16 protein-coding genes are annotated in these 17,752 nt (G+C 52.0%); 9 read left to right on the top strand and 7 right to left on the bottom strand.

The window, feature by feature from the left end; genetic code table 11:
• Positions 1–82: 82 nt before the first annotated feature.
• Both EHSB41UT_RS13460 and gorA read left to right on the top strand, forming a co-directional pair.
• Positions 83–2,050: a bifunctional 2',3'-cyclic-nucleotide 2'-phosphodiesterase/3'-nucleotidase gene (locus tag EHSB41UT_RS13460; RefSeq protein ID WP_087110688.1), complete on the top strand. Its 1,968-nt coding sequence runs from the start codon at positions 83–85 to the stop codon at positions 2,048–2,050.
• A 216-nt stretch (positions 2,051–2,266) separates the two neighbouring features.
• Positions 2,267–3,622, top strand: coding sequence for a glutathione-disulfide reductase (gene gorA / locus EHSB41UT_RS13455; RefSeq protein ID WP_087110686.1), 1,356 nt, complete (start codon positions 2,267–2,269; stop codon positions 3,620–3,622).
• Positions 3,623–3,689: 67 nt separating this feature from the next.
• On the opposite strand, the gene EHSB41UT_RS13450 is transcribed toward gorA, so the two are convergent.
• The 3 genes from EHSB41UT_RS13450 to EHSB41UT_RS13440 form a co-directional block, all read right to left on the bottom strand.
• Entirely contained in the window at positions 3,690–5,072 is a 1,383-nt protein-coding gene (locus EHSB41UT_RS13450; RefSeq protein WP_087110684.1) for an MmgE/PrpD family protein, read from the bottom strand.
• On the bottom strand, positions 5,065–6,498 hold the full coding sequence (locus EHSB41UT_RS13445; protein WP_087110682.1) for an aspartate ammonia-lyase: 1,434 nt from the start codon (positions 6,496–6,498) through the stop codon (positions 5,065–5,067). Before EHSB41UT_RS13445 ends, EHSB41UT_RS13450 begins: the two co-directional genes overlap by 8 nt.
• 92 nt (positions 6,499–6,590) lie before the next feature.
• On the bottom strand, positions 6,591–7,892 hold the full coding sequence (locus EHSB41UT_RS13440; protein ID WP_087110680.1) for an anaerobic C4-dicarboxylate transporter: 1,302 nt from the start codon (positions 7,890–7,892) through the stop codon (positions 6,591–6,593).
• A gap of 316 nt (positions 7,893–8,208) precedes the next feature.
• Here EHSB41UT_RS13440 and EHSB41UT_RS13435 point away from each other — a divergent pair, with 316 nt between their 5' ends.
• Positions 8,209–9,180, top strand: coding sequence for a LysR family transcriptional regulator (locus EHSB41UT_RS13435; RefSeq protein ID WP_087110678.1), 972 nt, complete (start codon positions 8,209–8,211; stop codon positions 9,178–9,180).
• 1 nt (position 9,181) lies between these two features.
• On the opposite strand, the gene EHSB41UT_RS13430 is transcribed toward EHSB41UT_RS13435, so the two are convergent.
• On the bottom strand, positions 9,182–10,099 hold the full coding sequence (locus tag EHSB41UT_RS13430; protein ID WP_207626644.1) for a LysR substrate-binding domain-containing protein: 918 nt from the start codon (positions 10,097–10,099) through the stop codon (positions 9,182–9,184).
• A 46-nt stretch (positions 10,100–10,145) separates the two neighbouring features.
• Positions 10,146–10,844, bottom strand: coding sequence for a cysteate racemase (gene cuyB / locus EHSB41UT_RS13425; protein WP_087110676.1), 699 nt, complete (start codon positions 10,842–10,844; stop codon positions 10,146–10,148).
• Between the two features lie 258 nt (positions 10,845–11,102).
• On the opposite strand from cuyB, the gene EHSB41UT_RS13420 reads away from it, so the two are divergent.
• The 6 genes from EHSB41UT_RS13420 (at position 11,103) to EHSB41UT_RS13395 (ending at position 15,888) form a co-directional block, all read left to right on the top strand.
• Positions 11,103–11,984 carry a DMT family transporter gene (locus tag EHSB41UT_RS13420; protein WP_133060510.1) on the top strand — a complete coding sequence of 294 codons (882 nt, stop codon included), beginning with the start codon at positions 11,103–11,105 and terminating at the stop codon, positions 11,982–11,984.
• A gap of 191 nt (positions 11,985–12,175) precedes the next feature.
• Positions 12,176–12,529 (top strand): DUF805 domain-containing protein, encoded by a 354-nt coding sequence (locus EHSB41UT_RS13415; protein WP_087110672.1) that lies wholly within the window; start codon positions 12,176–12,178, stop codon positions 12,527–12,529.
• A gap of 129 nt (positions 12,530–12,658) precedes the next feature.
• Positions 12,659–13,168: a gamma-glutamylcyclotransferase family protein gene (locus EHSB41UT_RS13410; protein ID WP_087110670.1), complete on the top strand. Its 510-nt coding sequence runs from the start codon at positions 12,659–12,661 to the stop codon at positions 13,166–13,168.
• A 42-nt stretch (positions 13,169–13,210) separates the two neighbouring features.
• Positions 13,211–14,080, top strand: a complete 870-nt coding sequence (locus tag EHSB41UT_RS13405) for an alpha/beta hydrolase family protein (RefSeq protein ID WP_087110668.1) — start codon at positions 13,211–13,213, stop codon at positions 14,078–14,080.
• A gap of 23 nt (positions 14,081–14,103) precedes the next feature.
• The gene (locus EHSB41UT_RS13400; RefSeq protein ID WP_087110666.1) at positions 14,104–14,565 is read left to right on the top strand and encodes a GNAT family N-acetyltransferase; all 462 of its coding nucleotides are present in this window, start codon (positions 14,104–14,106) and stop codon (positions 14,563–14,565) included.
• 123 nt (positions 14,566–14,688) lie between these two features.
• On the top strand, positions 14,689–15,888 hold the full coding sequence (locus EHSB41UT_RS13395) for a PcfJ domain-containing protein (protein ID WP_087110664.1): 1,200 nt from the start codon (positions 14,689–14,691) through the stop codon (positions 15,886–15,888).
• Positions 15,889–15,946: 58 nt separating this feature from the next.
• Here EHSB41UT_RS13395 and EHSB41UT_RS13390 read toward each other — a convergent pair whose 3' ends face one another.
• On the bottom strand, positions 15,947–16,843 hold the full coding sequence (locus EHSB41UT_RS13390; protein ID WP_087110662.1) for a LysO family transporter: 897 nt from the start codon (positions 16,841–16,843) through the stop codon (positions 15,947–15,949).
• A gap of 89 nt (positions 16,844–16,932) precedes the next feature.
• A complete protein-coding gene (gene rlmB, locus EHSB41UT_RS13385; RefSeq protein WP_087110660.1) occupies positions 16,933–17,691 on the bottom strand; it encodes a 23S rRNA (guanosine(2251)-2'-O)-methyltransferase RlmB in 759 nt (252 codons plus the stop codon).
• Positions 17,692–17,752 lie beyond the last annotated feature (61 nt).

The following is a 17,752-nucleotide window of genomic DNA, read 5'->3' as shown; positions in this document are numbered from 1 at the left end:
AAACAATGTCGGTAATCCCCAATAGGATGGGGCACGAATAAATTTTAACCTTGACCAAATCCACGAAAGGTATCGCTCAATAATGAATACCAAGCTCACCCCGCTGTTCAAGGCAGTCTCTCTCGTGACTGCGGGCATCGTGTTCTCAGGTCTGGCCTCTGCCGCCACCGTTGACCTCCGCGTTATTGAAACCACCGACATCCACTCCAACGTCCTCGATTTCGACTTCTACAAAAACACCCAGTCCAACCGTATTGGTCTTGTGCGTACCGCGACTCTGGTAAAGCAGGCGCGTGAAGAAGCGAAAAACAGTGTTCTCGTTGATAACGGTGATTTGATCCAGGGCTCCCCGATGGGTGACTGGCGCGCAGCGGAAGGTCTGAAAAAAGGCGACGTTCACCCGACTCACAAAGTCATGAACGCGATGAACTACGATGTGGGCAACGTGGGTAACCACGAATTCAACTATGGCCTGGAATACTTCCACAACGCCATTAATGGTGCCAACTTCCCTTACATCAGCGCCAACGTGCGTGATCTGGCTACCAACGATTACCTGATCGATCCTTATCTCATCAAAGAGATGAATGTGACCGACGCAGAAGGTAACGCACATTCCATCAAGGTGGGTTACATCGGTTTTGTACCGCCACAGATCATGATGTGGGATCGCAAGAATCTGGAAGGCAAGGTGTCCGCCATGGACATGACCGCCACTGCCCGCCTGCTGGTTCCGGAAATGAAGAAGAAAGGCGCAGACGTTGTTATCGCCATTCCTCACTCCGGCCTGAGCAGCGAACCTTACAAGGCGCTGGCTGAAAACTCTGTTTACTACTTATCTGAAGTGGCTGATATCGATGCCATCATGTTTGGTCACAGCCACGCGCTGTTCCCGTCCATGGACTTCAACAACATCCGCGGTGTGGATGTTGAGAAAGGCACCATCAACGGTGTTCCTTCCGTTATGCCGGGCTTCTGGGGCAGCCATATCGGTATTGTTGACCTGAAACTGGATAACAGCAGCGGCAAGTGGGAAGTTATCGACAGCAAGGTAGAAACCCGCGCTATCGCCGAGAAAGACGGCACTGCTCTGGTAGACGCCGACAAGCAGCTGTCCATGCTGGTTGAAGACGATCGCGTTGCCACCAATGCCTTTGTTAACCGCCCGATCGGTAAGGCATCCGATGTGATGTACAGCTTCCTGGCGCTGGTTCAGGACGATCCAACCATTCAGATAGTCAACCAGGCTCAGGTTGATTATGTGAAGCACTTTGTTCAGGGTGATCCTGACCTGGCCGATCTGCCAATCCTGTCTGCCGGTGCGCCATTCAAGGCCGGCGGCCGCAAGAACGATCCGACCAACTACACCGAAGTTGAGTCTGGCGTTATGACCTTCAGCAACGCGGCTGACCTGTACCTCTACCCGAACACTCTGTCTGTTGTGAAGGTAACCGGTGCTGAACTGCGTGAGTGGCTGGAACGCTCTGCCGGTATGTTCAACCAGATTGATCCGAACTCCACCGCTCAGCAGGCACTGCTGAACTGGGATACCTTCCGCACCTACAACTACGACGTAATCGATGGCGTGAACTACGAAATCGATATTACCCAGCCTTCCCGTTACAACGAGAAAGGTGAAGTGGTCAGCAAGGAGGCCCGTCGTATCAAGAACCTGAGCTGGAACGGCAAGCCGGTTGATGACAAGCAGGTGTTCCTGGTTGCAACCAACAACTACCGTGCATCCGGTGGCGGCAGCTTCCCGGGCAACGGCACTGAAAACCTTGCATTCCACTCCCCGGACGAGTCCCGCTCCGTACTGGCGGCCTACATCGCCAAGGTGAGCAAGGAACAGGGCGAAGTGAAGCCGACTGCCGATAACAACTGGCGCTTTGCTCCAATCAACACTGAGACTGAACTCAATGTTGTGTTTGAAACTGCAAACACCGAGAAGGCTGAGAAGTTCATCAAGGAACGCTCTGTTTATCCTGTGACCAAGGCCGGCACTGACGAGAATGGCTTTGCGCTGTACTCTATCGATCTGACTCCATAAGTCTGACTCGATGCAAAGAAAGCCCCACCCGGGGCTTTTTTTGTAAGTCCTAAATCTACCGCGCTCCCGAGCTGATGGGCGAACAAACTAAGAACCACTCACCAGACACTCTATTACCGCGATTAATGCTTTTCGTTTGAGCTGTGCATCCAATCGGAGTAAAACAACCGTATTACTCTGGGCTAACCTCTCAAAGGGTCTTACAAGGAATAACGAATGGCACAGCAATTTGACTACATCGTTCTCGGCGCGGGCTCTGGTGGCATCGCGTCAGCCAACCGCGCAGCCATGCGTGGTGCCAATGTTCTGTTGATCGAAGCCAAGGAGCTTGGCGGCACCTGTGTAAATGTAGGCTGTGTTCCTAAAAAGGTTATGTGGCATGGTGCTCAGGTGGCCGAGGCCATCAAACTCTATGGACCGGATTACGGTTTTGATACCACCATCAACAGCTTCGACTGGGGCAAGCTGATCGAAAGCCGGGAAGCCTATATTGATCGTATTCATCAAGGCTATAACCGCGGACTGGAAAGCAACGGCGTCAATCTGGTAAGAGGCTTTGGTCGTTTTGTCGACAGCAAAACGATTGAGGTTAATGGCGAACAGTACACCGCTGAGAATATCCTCGTCGCTGTCGGTGGTCGTCCGGTAATCCCAAACATTCCAGGCGCCGAACACGGCATTGATTCCAACGGTTTCTTCGCCCTGAAAGAACAACCCAAGCGTGTTGCTGTTGTCGGTGCAGGCTATATCGCCGTTGAGCTGGCTGGCGTACTGCACTCTCTCGGCAGCGAGACCCATCTTCTGGTTCGCAAGCAGGCACCACTGCGCACCTTCGACCCAATGATTACCGACACTCTGGTCGAGATCATGGCCGAAGAAGGGCCAACCCTGCACACTAACTCCACGCCAAAAGACGTTATTAAAAACGATGATGGCAGCCTGACACTGAATCTGGAAAATGGCGCCAGCCTTAATATCGATTGCCTGATCTGGGCTATCGGCCGTGAACCATCCACAGACAGCATTCATCTGGCAGCTGCCGGCGTGCAGGTGAACGATCGTGGTTATGTGCCGGTCGATGAATACCAGCGCACCAATGTTCCTCACATTCATGCGGTGGGCGACATTATGGAAGGCGGTATTGAGCTGACCCCGGTTGCCGTTAAAGCCGGTCGGGCACTGTCCGAACGTCTGTTCGGTGGCCAGACAGAAGCCAAGATGGATTACTCGCTGGTGCCGACTGTCGTTTTCAGTCATCCACCCATCGGTACTATTGGCCTGACCGAAGATCAGGCCAAAGAAGAGTACGGCCATGATTGTGTGAAGGTTTACAACTCATCCTTTGCCGCAATGTATACGGCAGTCACCGCACACCGTCAGCAAACCCGTATGAAGCTGATCTGTGTGGGCAAGGATGAAAAAATTGTTGGCCTGCATGGCATCGGCTATGCCATGGATGAAATTCTTCAGGGCTTTGCTGTAGCTATCAAGATGGGCGCAACCAAAGCGGACTTTGATTCTGTCGTGGCACTGCATCCGACGTCTGCGGAAGAGTTTGTGACGATGCGTTAAGCTCCATGCAAAAATCCCGGGCCATCAGGCCCGGGATTTCTACCGGATCAGGATGTACTCACAAACTTCAATTCGGAACCATCACCTCCAGCACTTCATCCAGTGAATCAATCTGTTCAAGAATGAACAGTTTCTCCAGCAGAGCCATGGCTTTGTTCTCACCAATCACTGGCGCAGCGCAGGCCATAAACTTGGCTGAGAGTTCTTCATCCGTCAGAGGCTTTTCCGGGTTTCCTTTCGCCAGATCACATGACGTGTAGAGTTCCTCTCCAGACTTCAGCCTGACCCTGATTTTGGCAGGTGCCGTGCCGATAAAGCCCAGCTTGGCCAGATCCTCATCCACTTCCATGGTGATACGGGGAATCAGGTTCTGAACATCATCCGCCATCACCTTCTCATCCGTGAACTCGGTCAGGCTGACTTGTCCGTAAATCAGTCTTGAAGCCAGAGCGTACTGCATGGAGAACTTGGCCTGCACAGCATTGATTGGATGATTGCTGACCAGTTCACGAGGACCCAGCAGGCTGACACCCACATGAATGCTGTCGACATCTTCCAGAGAGAACGGCTTCTCCTTAAGAAGATCATCAAAGGCATTAATCGCCGGATGGCTGCCGCTGCAGCAAGGGTACTGCTTGAATACCAGACCTGCCGTATCCAGATCCCAGTCCTTACCGTAGCCAACGTCACCAACTCTTAGCTCCATACCGGCAAAGGTCTGCGCAAAGCCATCCTGACCTTCAATGGCATTCGGATGGGAGTTGATACCGGCCTGGGCAAACATCGCTGCCTGAATGCCGTTGTAGGCACTCCAGCCTGCATGAAAAGCCTTGGTGCGGGTACCAAAGTTGGCACGCACGCCGGATGCCATGGTCACAGCCAGACCCAGAGCATTACGGGTTTCCTCTTCCGGCATTTTATAAAGCCAGGCGGAAGCCGCCGCTGCACCGATACAGCCAAAGACAGGAGTCGTATGCCAGCCCTTGTCAGAGGTCTGCGGCATCACCAGACCGGCAATCTTGTGCATCACCTCTACGCCGGCAGCGTAGGAGAGAATCACATCCTTGCCGGTCAGCCCTTTCTGCTGGGCACAGGCAAACGACACAGGTGCCACACTGACCGTTGGATGACCGATGGTCGTCCAACTCACATCATCAAAGTCCAGCGCGTGAGAAGCCGTACCGTTACACAGTGCCGCGTGACTGGCGTTATAGACTTTGTCGGTACCGAAGACAGCAATATCACCGGCGGTTGACTGCAGTTCACTGAACGCCTGAACCTGAGTGCTGACCGGCATATCTGCGCCAGCCAGGGTGACACCCACATAATCAATCAGAGCACGTTTGCTGATCTCAACCACGGATTGTGGCAAGTCATCGTAAGACACCTGACTCACAAATCCGGCAGCCTGCTCCAGAACCGTACCGCTGTTCTTTTCTAAATCAGCCATCGATGCCAAGCTCCCTGCGGGCACGACGTACGGCCAGTGCGCTGGCAACAGGATCAGTCATCAGCATTGGGTCCAGGTATTCCTTTACCTGAGCTTCTGTCATCAGTCCTTCTTCCAGAGTGACTGCACCGACGCTCTTGCCTTCCTTGAATGCCTTCTTCGCTACACGGCTTCCGGTTGGGTAGTCGTAAATCGCAGCGATCATAGTGGACAGTGCAGTGGTGTCTTCTGCGTACTTTCGACACACCTCTTCATTAATTTCCAGGCCGGCCACACACTTGTCGTTAAACAGTTTGACGGTATTGGTCAGCAGAGTGCAGGACTCGCCCATATTCTTGATGATGACCGGTTCCCATACGTTCAGATCCAGCTCACCACCTTCAACCGCCATGCCGATGGCAACATCATTACCGCAGATCTGATAACAGATCTGGTTCACTAACTCCGGCATCACCGGGTTGATCTTGCCTGGCATAATGGAAGAGCCAGGCTGTACAGCTGGCAGCACAACCTCATTCATACCGGCACGCGGGCCGGACGACATAATGCGCAGGTCAGTGGCGAACTTGGACAGGCCCATCGCCAGTTTCTTTAGATTGGCGTGGATATCCACATAGGTATCGCCGTTCTGCAGACCGTCGAAAAAGTTATGCTCCGGCTTGAAGTCCGCACCGGTGATTTCCTGCAGCTCTGGGTAAACACATTCCAGATAACCATCGCGGGCACTCAGACCGGTGCCAACAGCAGTCGCTCCCAATGGCAGCTCCAGACAGTCCTGAGCCGCAGCACTGATCTTCTGGTGCATACGCTCGGCCAGAGACAGATAGCCGCTGAACTGCTGAGCCATAGTCATCGGCACAGCATCCTGAATACAGGTGCGGCCCAGCTTGACTATGTGTTTGTAGCTATCAACCTTGGTCTGCAGGGTGCTGATCAGCGCCGGCATATTGCCCAGCAGCTCCTGCAGGTTGAACCAGGTGGAGACCTTCATGGCCGCAGGAATGACGTCGTTAGTGGACTGGCCCATATTCACGTGGGTGTTCGGGTGAACACGGTCACAGCCTTTGGCACCGGTCAGGATTTCATTGGCACGGTTACCAATCACTTCATTCACGTTCATATTGGTGGAGGTACCGCCACCGCCCTGATACATATCGATCGGGAACTGGTCGGCATGCTTGCCGTCCATCACTTCCTGTGCGGCCTGACAAATCGCATCGGCAATCTCTTGTTCCAGTGCGTCAACTCGGGCATTGGCACGTGCCGCTGCCATCTTGATTGCTGCTACCGCCCAGATATAACGCGGTGCCTGGTAATGGGTAATGCCGGAGACATCAAAGTTCTGGCGGGCACGCTCGGTCTGGATGCCGTAATACACTTCGTTGGGAAGTTCCATTTCACCGAGGGCATCTACTTCTTTACGCATTTCTCAACTCTCTGGGGAAAGGGCCGGACTTAACCAGCCCTGTAGCAACAATCAGGACAATAAATTCGGGACGTTTTATTTGCGGTCAGGGATCAGGACACCATCGGTACCATCAGGAAGCCGACGCCTACCCCAACAACCACACCGGTGATACCAGGCAGGAAGAACGGGTGGTCAAACATATGTTTGCCAATGCGGGTCGTACCGGTGTCGTCAATTTCCATGGCTGCCAGACTGGTTGGGTAAGTTGGCAGAACATACAGACCGGTTACGGCAGCAAAGGAAGCCAGAACAACGAATGGATCGATACCGATAGCCACCGCTGTTGGCACCATCAGGGCAGAGGTCGCGCCCTGGGAGAACATCATCATGCATACAGCGAACAGCATGAAGGCCAGTGTCCATGGGTGTGCTTCAACAATACCAGCGGCCGTTTCCTTGATTTCCGGCAGGTAGTTGCTGACCAGAGTGGTACCCAGCCAAACAATACCCAGAATGCAGATGATGCCACTCATACCGGAACGGAAGGTTGAAGAGTTCACGATTTCTGCAGGGTCAATCTTATTGAGCAGCAGGCTGATACAGGAGAAGCCCAGCATCAGAACCACGATAATGTGGGTGGTGCTCATGCTGGTGCCGTCTGCATACGCCGGACGCAGTTCTGGCAGTGCGGCATACACAACAATCATTGCTGTCGCAGCAAGGAAGAGCAGAACAGAAGACTTGGCACCCTTTCTGATCTCGAAGCTTTCCAGATCGCGCTTGGTGACCTGGCCTTTCTTCAGACGCTCCTGATACATAGCGTCAACATCCAGCTCAACGCCCATACGGTCAGCAACAAAAGCTGCGATCATGGTGCCGATAAACGAGGCAGGCACACAGATCGCCATAATCTGCAGGAAGCTCACACCCAGTGGCTCGATAGAAGCCAGAAGAGCTGCCATTGCCGCACTGATTGGAGAAGCAGAAATCGCCAGCTGGGAAGCCACTACCGCCATACTCAACGGACGGGATGGACGAACGCCGGAACGCTTGGCCACTTCAGAAACAACCGGAAGAATGGAAAACACGGTGTAACCCGTACCGGAGATAAAGGTCATAAACCAGGCAATCACCGGAGCCACATAGGTAATGCGACGAGGGTTACGTTTCAGAATTTTTGCAGAAATATCGATCAGATAATCAGTACCACCAGCAGCCTGCATAGTGGAAGCGGCCGCAATAACCGCCATGATGATCATCATCACATCGATTGGAGGGCTGCCAGGCTGAACGCCGAGAACCAGCGTCATAAAGATCATGCCCAGACCGCCGGCCAGACCAACGGCAATACTGCCTACTTTTGCCGCCAGCCAGATACTGGCCAGAACAATCGCCAAATGAACCAAAGCCATAACAAAACCCTGTTATTTATAACGTCCTGTTTATGGGCAGATTCACTGCAATGGTTTTTTATCCACAAACAAGGAGTCATAGATTGATTGTGTGCGAATCAACATCAGCTCCGAAGCGAGAGGAAAATTATCAACCCATGACCCGTTAATTATTGATTCATGTCATATTGCCGCCCTAAGCGAACCTTCCATAAGTGCGCACTTATCTGTAAGCCTGTTTTTACTTATTCAGTGTCTTTTAATTTGAATCAATAACCGGATTCTCAGCATTCTTACAATGCTGATTACAGCCAGATCTTTGATTTAAAAGCCCACCATGAAAGACACTCTTCCCTTTAATTTCCGCATGCTGGAAACCTTTGTGGCCGTTGTGGAATGCGGAGGAATGACAGCAGCCGCCAAGCGTCTTGGCTGGAGTCAGTCTGCAGTTTCACAGACGATTGCCACGCTGGAAAAAGATATTGCCTGCACGCTAATTAACCGGCAGGGAAAGGGTATATCCATTACCCCATCTGGTGATTTGTTTTATCAACAGTCTCTGGAAATTCTGACCCGTGCGAAAAAACTGGCGCGCCAGCTTAATTCTGAAGATGACGGAAGACTGGCAAGCCTTCGTATTGGCATGGTGGATTCAGTGGCTTCAACAATCGGCGCTGGTCTGGTTCGTCGCTTGAATGATCACTCCGGCAAGATCAAGGTGCGCTCAGGTATTGCCCCTTACCTGCATGAAGCCTTTGATAAGGGTGATCTGGATATGATTATCACTATGGGGCCCAATTCCATTCCGGAGAATGGCGTGATTACCCGGGTGCTGATGGAAGCTTATCTGCTAGCAATCCCAAAAGATTACCCTTACCCCGATATTCGGCTGGATATCCTCTGCCACCAGCGACCTTTACTACGTTTTACCAACTCGTCTTCCAGCGGCTGCTGGACCGAAAACTATCTGAAACGCTTTAATCTGCAAGCGGAAAATACCTTCGAGTTCGATTCGTCCACGGCTCTTATGGCTATGGTCAAAGAGGGTATGGGCTGGACCATTATCACTCCTCTTTGTCTGGCTCAGGCTTCCGAACATCTCTCAGAAGTGCGTTTTGCCCCGTTAAAGGAACCCGGTTATTTCCGTGAACTGCAACTGATTTACCGGAACGATATGAATATCGCGCAGGTGAAATATATTCTTCAGTCGATCGAAGAGTTGTTTCACTCGCAGGTGTTTCCAATTATCCACCGGCATATTCCCTGGTTCACTGCCCGGGATTTTCAGATAACCCACTGCCCGGATTAATTTATTGAGATGACAGTGACCAACCGTTAGCACATTGCTTTGACAGCACGGACCAGAATTTCTCAGCTCCGGGGTGCAGGCGAATATCATTGCGATACAGCACGATATCCAGGGGGATACACCATTCCTCACCTCCCGCAGGCTTCAGTGTGCCATTACGAAGCTCATTAACGGTCGAGTAATCCGGCAGCCAGGCGACGCCCTCGCCTTTAACGGCCATAACCTTCAACAAATCGGTCAGGGACGATTCCATCACCGAGTGACAGGAAGGTTTCAGAGTAGAACGTCCTAACAGCGTATTCACCCGCCGCCCCATATGTGAGCCAGGGCTGTAGCGCAGTACAGGCAGGGAATCATTCAAGGTAAGGGAATAGAGAGGGTCGCCACTGGCATCAACAGCCGACACTGGCCGCATAAATGTCTTACCCAGTGGCAAGCTCAGGAATGGAGGCTGCATCAGGGCTTCAATATCAAAGCCCAGCAGGAAGTCACAGCGCCCCTGCTGCAAAGCTTCAACCGCCAGGTCCATATCGATACTTTCGACACGGCTGCGGCTGACCACATCAAACTGACTCATCTCTTCCAGCAGGCTTGGCAGCAACGACAGGGAGAGAGAGTGAGCAGCAGCAAAATCTATCGGCTGGTAGCCCGGGCCGGAGATGCCCTGAATCTGGTTCAGGCCTTCTTCCATCTGTCGGATCAGGTTACGGGCCGTTGTGCGGAACAGTCGTCCCTGGGTTGTTAAACCCACCGGTGTTGAACTTCGATCAATCAGTTCAAAACCAACAGCCTGCTCCAGCGCACGAATCCGGCGCCCGAAAGCAGGCTGGGTTACATTCCTTTGCTGCGCTGCGCGGGAGAAATTACGCAGGTCCGCAAGGGCCAGAAAATCTTCCAGCCACTTTGTTTCCAGATTCATGCCGCTGCCTTAAAAGAGGTCTGCGGCAGAGTATTTCAGAGTGCGATCAGGCCGCCAATGCGTGACTATCGTAATACCAGTACACGCAGGCATTCGCCAACAGTGCCGTGGCATCCAGACACAGCTCTGGTTGCTCCAGTGCCAGACGCGCCAGACCGACAGGAATTTCTGTGCAGCCGAGTACAACTGCCTCAGCCCCCTGCTCCTGCAGGCTGGCGAAGATGGCTTCCATCATCTCGGTGCCTTCTGCCATACGGCCAGCTTTCACGGCATAGATTGCCGCCATCATACGTTCCTGATTCAGTTCATCCGGAATAATGGCTTCACAACCCTGCTGTTCGAGACGCTTCTGGTACATCCCGGCAGATACGGTTGCCGAGGTGGCCATAATACCAACTTTATGCAGACCACGAAGTGCCACTTCTTCCAGCACACAATCCAGAATGCTGATCATGATCATGCTGGTTTCCGCCTGCAGACGTTCAAACCAGTAGTGCGCCGTATTACACGGAATCACCACACAGGAAGCACCGCTGGCTTCCAGACGACGCAGTCCATCCAGCATGGCCGGAAACGGATCTTCACCACCGCTAAGAATAAAGCGGGTGCGATCAGGAATCTGTGGCACGTTATGAACAAGAATGGGGATATGCTCCTGGTCACAGCCGACCTGACTGCCCAGAACTACTTTCTGCATAAAGTCGATGGTCGCAAGCGGACCCATTCCACCGAGAATACCCAGCATTGTTTTGCTCCCATGCAAAACGATTTAAGAGATAACCTTTGCTTCGGAACCGGTTAGCGGTGCCCATCATTTCGCAGGAGCCTCCGACTGTGAAATGCCCAAATGGAAAGAGCAGTGCCGAAATGGCAACAAGTGGCTCACGCCCGACGGCAACTCGTGATATAAAGCGCTCGCTTTACGAGTCCGGTTAATCGACCTGCCTCTCTCTGGGAATTTCCCTTCTATATTTGGACACTGTTTTTATGAAGGAGTCGGTGTGTGAGTGCGTATCAATCGGTGCTCAAAGGGGATAATGAGTCCACCGTCGCCAGTCTTGTGCTGGTACTGGTCACCCTGTTGGCAGCCATGGGATGGATTTTCTCCAAGGAAACTATTGCCGGCCTTCCACCGCTGTTGTTTATCGGGCTGCGCTTTCTTTTGTCATCAGCCCTGATCGCGCCTTTTTGCCGCAACAGCCTGAAAAGAATGAATGGTCGCCATCTGGCGTTATCGATAAGAATTGGTCTGGCACAAAGCGTTGCCCTGATGGTTTGGATTATGGCGATCAGCAACTCCAGCAGTCTGGGGGAAGGTGCGTTTATCGCCAGCACTGCCATGATTCTGGTACCACTGTTGGGTCGTATTCTCTACAGTGAACGAATCCCCAGACCAACACTGCTGGCTTTACCTGTAACCATTGCCGGACTGGCCCTTTTATCACTGCGCGCGTCCTGGCAATTTGAGATCAGTCAGGCGCTGTACCTGATTGCGGCCTTTGGTATCGCTCTGCAGTTTGTTTTCACCAGTCGGGATGGTCGATCTATTCCCTCGAATGCCCTGACCTTTGTGCAGTTCTCTACAGTCGCGGTCTGCTGTCTGCTGGCTTCTGCGGCTATGGAAGAGTGGGATTTAACCAATGTGCCCATGAATATCTGGCTCTGGTTTCTGGCCAGTGCCGTCATTGCTACCGCGGTGCGTTACTTCCTGCTGGTCTGGTGCCAGAAACGGTTGGACTCCGGCCCCGCTGCCGTCATCATGACGCTGGAACCCCTTTGGACCGCACTGATGAGTGCCTTCTGGCTCAGTGAATCCCTGACCTCTTTGCAAACCGTTGGCTGCGGTCTGATTATGGCCGCCCTGTTTATTGCCCGCCGTCGATAAGACGAATATCCCGGCAGCACAAGCTGCCGGGATAACCTGAATTCAATTCACTTTGTATTGCTACTGTCATGTGGAGATGTTAAAAACTACCGCTGCTTTGCCGGTTATTGTTCCAACAATTCTTCTGTAAAGCCTCTCATCGCTTAAGCGCAAAACGAATAACAACAGATAAAAAAGAAAAGGAAATCCCCATGGAGTGGTACCTTAAAGTTTTCCAACAGTACGCAGTATTCAGTGGCCGCGCCCGTCGTAAAGAGTACTGGATGTTCACCCTGTTCCACATGCTGGCGTTCATCGCTCTGGCTGTTGTCGAAGGAATCATTGGTCTGCCAGGTATTCTTTCTGGCCTGTACGTCCTCGCATCTTTCATCCCGACTCTGGCCGTCACTATTCGTCGTTTGCACGACACTGAGCGCTCCGGATGGTGGATTCTGGTTTCTCTGATTCCACTGGTCGGCACCCTGGTCCTGCTGTTCTTTATGGTTCAGGACAGCAAAGAGAAAAATAACTGGGGTGAAAATCCTAAGCTGTCTGCTGCAGCGTAATAGCCCGCACAGTTAAGACTTCTCAGTTAGACAAGGGAGCCAAATGGCTCCCTTGTTGGTTTCTGCTGTTGAACAACCTGAGCTAAAGGAGATAATAACTGCCAATACAGGCAACAATTAAAACGACAAATGTATTATTTCGCCTACGGCTCCAATATGTCACTGGCTCGTCTGAGAGCTCGAATACCCAGCGCCGAACCTCTCGGCCATCATCAGCTTGCTCAGCATGATCTGCGCTTTCATAAGGTGGGCCAGGATGGTTCAGGAAAGTGCGATGCCTGCTTTACCGGTAACCCCAGCGATATTATTCACGGTGTTCTGTTCCGAATATCTCCCCACGATAAGCAAACGCTGGATGAAATTGAAGGTGTTGGACGTGGCTATGAAGACCAGCTGATTGAGGTCAGCAACCCTTCCGGCATTACAACCTCTGCCCATACCTATATCGCCACTCACACCAGCGCCCTGATCAAACCCTTCTCCTGGTATGTAAACCATGTTCTGATCGGCGCTTTAGAGCAGCGGCTGCCAAGCTCCTACGTTACGGCCAAAATCAAAACCATCACCACAGTTGAAGATCCGGACCGCGAACGCGACAACCACCAACGGGCTATTCACAGAGCCGCAGCCATCGGTTAGATTGACCGCATAAAAACAATAAACGACTTAGGCTCCTGCTTTATGACTGAGTGCTCAAGAACCAAACATTCTGTAACTGAAGCGTGCACCATCATCTGCCCTGACGGCTTTCCTCTGGCCGCAACCATTTACCGGTCACCCGTTGCCAAAGGTGTTGTTATTCTTGGCTGTGCGCTGGGTATAAAGCAGGAGTTCTATGAGCAGTTTGCTCTACACCTGCGTGATAATAATTACCACGTTATTTCTTTTGATTATCGCCACACCGGCAGAAGCACGAGCAAAAACCACAAAGCGCCGATGGATATGGCCGAGTGGGGGCAGAAAGACATTGAAACAGTTATTCAATTCGCCAAAGACTATAACCTGCCGCTTTACTATATCGGCCACAGTATTGGCGGACAGGTTCTCGGGCTGGCGGAATCCGCTTCTGATCTGCGCAAGATGATCTTTGTTGCCTCATCGGCACCTTACTGGAAGCGCTGGAGCTTCCCGGCCAACCTGAAAATCCTGTTCACCGCCAAAGTCATCCTGCCTCTGGTGGCCTCCATAAAAGATCCGTTTCCAACTGTTGCTATGGGGCTTGGTAATCAGAACATGCCGGCACCGATCGTAAAGCAGTGGGCCAAGTGGATGAGCCGCCCGGATTATCTGCTGGATAAATCCTTTAACCTGGACAGAAGCGGTTACAACAAGCTGAACCAGCCCATTCTCTCCTATGGCTTTGCCGATGATGATATTGCTCCGCCGCGCAATGTTAAGAAGCTGATGCACTATTATCCCAATGCCAATAAAACGGTGAAAATCGTCTCTCCAGAAAGCATCAATACATCCCGCATTGACCACTCAGGTTTCTATAAAGACAGATTTAAAGAAAGCCTCTGGCAGGAGACTCTGGACTTCCTGGCAGACTAAAAACAACAAGCATTGAAGTATTTATGATTGTAAGAAAAGCGACATCGGACGACTTCCCCGCCATTGCGGTACTGTTCCGACAAATTAATGCGTTACACCATCAGCATGTATCCCGCATTTTTAACGAGCCTTCTGATCAGGATCAGGAGTACCTGTTCAAAAATTTTGAGGACGACAGCCGGACCTATCTGGTTGCCGAAAACGAAGGTGTCATTCTGGGCTTTGTACTGGCCTCTATTACCAAAAATGAAACCGTTCCTTTTCTCTCCAAAGAACCGGTGTGCTGGATCAATACCATTGTGGTTGATCACCAACGTCAAGCATCAGGTGTAGGAAAACGGCTGATGGAAGCCTGCCAGGACTGGGCTAACTCAAGGGATGTAAAGGAGCTGCGGCTGGAAGTGCTGGAGTTTAACAGCAAGGCACAAAGCTTTTATGACTCCCTTGGCTTTAAGCCCCAGGCACGGGTGCTGTATAAGGTTTGATTTGTGTGGCAACTGAATCACCATCCCTCCCGTCTACCGGATAACCCAGCTTGATAAACGTCCGGAGGCGGGGCAAATTAAAAGACTGATGATGGATATTGTTTAGAAAGGGATTGCTTGTTTATGTCGCTGGCCCAGGTTTCACTGCCCCAGGATTCTCCAGACCCGATGCAATGGTGCAGCCAGACGAAAACGCTATCTATCGACTGGAGCGAGGCACTTAGATACCCATGTAGACTGTACATTCCCGGCTGGGATGACGCCCTGAACTGGTACAGTGAAATCTATCATGAGCAAGAACCTTCTCACCTCCTGGAAGAGCCTGGGATTGATCTTCTTAAGCCTACCGACAACCCATATATCACAGCCTGGCAGAAGACCATTCCCGCAGATCTTCTGGAGGCACTCTCCGGGTTTTACCGTTACCAGTTTGTGATCCTTCGGCTGGTCAGCCAGTGGCCAGAAGCACGTGACCTTCTTAAATCCAATCCCACTCTACTGTGGCTCTGGGTGGCGTTTTGTCAGGAGCGGAAGGCCAGCGAATCAACAATTCTGCGAGGACTCCGTTCCAAGCAGCCCAATGTTTTATCCGCTATGGGGCTGCATGGCACATCATCCAGCGTACGTATGTTGAAACGCCTGCAGCCCGATATTCTGGATGATGCTTTAAACCGCAAGATTCACAAACTCTGGAGTCGCCCACAGGCTCTGGATACTCTGCGTCATGTACCGGTTATCACTGAAGTCCACCTTGGGCTTCTGCATCACAATGAGAACCTGATTGGTCATCCTCTGTTTTATGCAATGGCCGAACTTAACTGCCACTGGCAACGTCAGGAGGCGCTACTGCTATTCCGTGACTGTTTGCGCATGGGCTTGAGAGCGGACCATCAGCTACGTCAGTGCCGAACCATAGAATCCTTGAATCGCATCCATGACCGGCATGCTGTTCAGCTTTACGGCGGCAGGTACAACAATGCAAGAGTCTCCGTGCTTAAAGACGAGAACGGGAGCCCTCTGCCATTCCCAGCACCGCCGCATCCGGGCACTGATCTAATAAAACCGATCACTACACCTGATGAACTCATCAAAGAAGGATCGGTTATGCATCATTGTGTGGGCAGTTATGTTCGCACTGTGCAGGAGGGGAAGAGCTATATCTACCACATGATGGAACCGCAACGAGTCACAATTGGCCTGAATCTGCGAGATGGAAAAGTTGTCAAACTGGAACAGGTTAAAGGAAGGTTGAACGCCTCAGCCAGCAAAGACACCATGGATATAGTCAGAAGCTGGATGGCTGAAGTACTTTCCAGCCGCTAAACAAAAAGGCCGAATAGCAAAACTATTCGGCCCTTTTAATACAACATGATTTAGATGATCAGGCTACACCGAGAAACATCGGTATCAGCAGCGGTGCGGCGAGGCTAAGAATAAAGCCGCTGGCAACCGCCACCGGTACACAATGCACACCGCCGGTTCGTTCGATCACCGGCAAGGTGTAATCCATCGCTGTTGCGCCACCATAACCAATGGCCATAGGTGCATTGCGACGAATCACAAAGGGAATCAGCAGCAGCGCCACCAGCTCACGGGACAAGTCCACCATAAAGGCCACGCTGCCATAAACTGGCCCCAGCTGATCCCCAATCATAATCCCGCTCAGGGAGTACCAGCCAAAGCCGGAGGCAAGAGCCAGAGACACATTGGCGGGTACACCGGCAATCCAGCCAGCAATCAAACCACCAAAAAAGGCAGTAACTGTCACGGTTGCCGCTATACGCATACCCGTTTTGTTAAGCAAAACATCTTTGATAGCGACATTACCACTGCGCAGTTGGATACCCACCAGCACCAACATGCAGTAGAGCAACCCATTCGCCAGCATCTCCTGTTGGGCAAACGGCTTATTCAGAAGAACACCCGCGATCAGACCCAGTACAACCACCCCGGCAAACATCAAGGATTCCATAAGCATGGTCATAAACGGCGGGCGTATTCCGCTGGCTTCACCCGTGGTCATACGGATAACTGGGAACAGCCCCAGAAGATTGGCAAGACTGATACACACAAGGAATAGCAGTGCCATTTCCAGTGCAACCATGAGGTTTTCGGCAACATTGTCCAACGAGCCCAGGCCATAACCCATAAGGAACAGAATACCCAGAGTAATCCAAAGCAGGGACTGGCTGATCCATTTTAAAATGGATGGTCGATTAACCCTGATTCCATATCCGGCAAACAAGGCTACGAAGAACATCAATGTTCCGAAGCTCATGACATCTCACTCTATAAGTAATGGTTTTTATCAAGATGTGGGGCACGAAGAGAATACTCTCTTCGTGCCAATGTCGTATTTTATTTTTCTCAGTGCTGGGTGCGTTGACGCAGCGCTTCAAAAAGGCAGATACCCGTCGCTACCGACACGTTCAGACTGCTCACACTGCCCACCATCGGGATATGCACCAGCGCATCGCAATGCTCACGGGTCAGGCGACGCAGACCAGAGCCTTCAGCCCCCATCACAATACCCACCGAGCCATTCAGGTCGGTAGTATAGATATTGCTGCTGGCCTCACCAGCCGCACCAATCAGCCAGATGCCACGCTCCTGCAGATCGCGCATGGTTCGAGCCAGGTTGGTTACAGTAATCAGCGGTACGGTTTCTGCAGCACCACAGGCTACCTTACGGGCGGTAGAGTTCAGCGGCGCAGACTTGTCACGAGCCACAATCACCGCCTGAACACCGGCCGCATCGGCTGAACGCATGCAGGCACCCAGATTGTGCGGATCGGTGATGCTGTCGAGGATCAGCAGGAATGGCGGCTTGTCCAGCTCATCCAGCAGGGCAAACAGGTCATTCTCCCGGTACACCTTGGCTGCACGCACCAACGCCAGAACGCCCTGATGAACAGCACCCTGCTGCTCACTGCCTGCCTTGCGTTCGATACGGTCACGATCCACAAACTTGACCGGGATGCCGGAATCACGGGCTTCCTCGATCAGCTTTTCCACCCGACCACCACGGCGGCCTTTCTGGAACCAGATTTCCATAATCTGGTCTGGATGACTTTCCAGCAGCGCCTGAACGGCGTGAACACCAAAGGAAATATCGTTGTCAGTCATTCACTCTCTCCGCCTGCCTTATACAAGACAGGCTTCACAACACTTTTCAATAAATCGGATA

This window comes from Parendozoicomonas haliclonae (assembly GCF_900174585.1).
Classification (GTDB): domain Bacteria; phylum Pseudomonadota; class Gammaproteobacteria; order Pseudomonadales; family Endozoicomonadaceae; genus Sansalvadorimonas; species Sansalvadorimonas haliclonae.
This window is presented reverse-complemented; position numbering and strand designations above follow the sequence as displayed.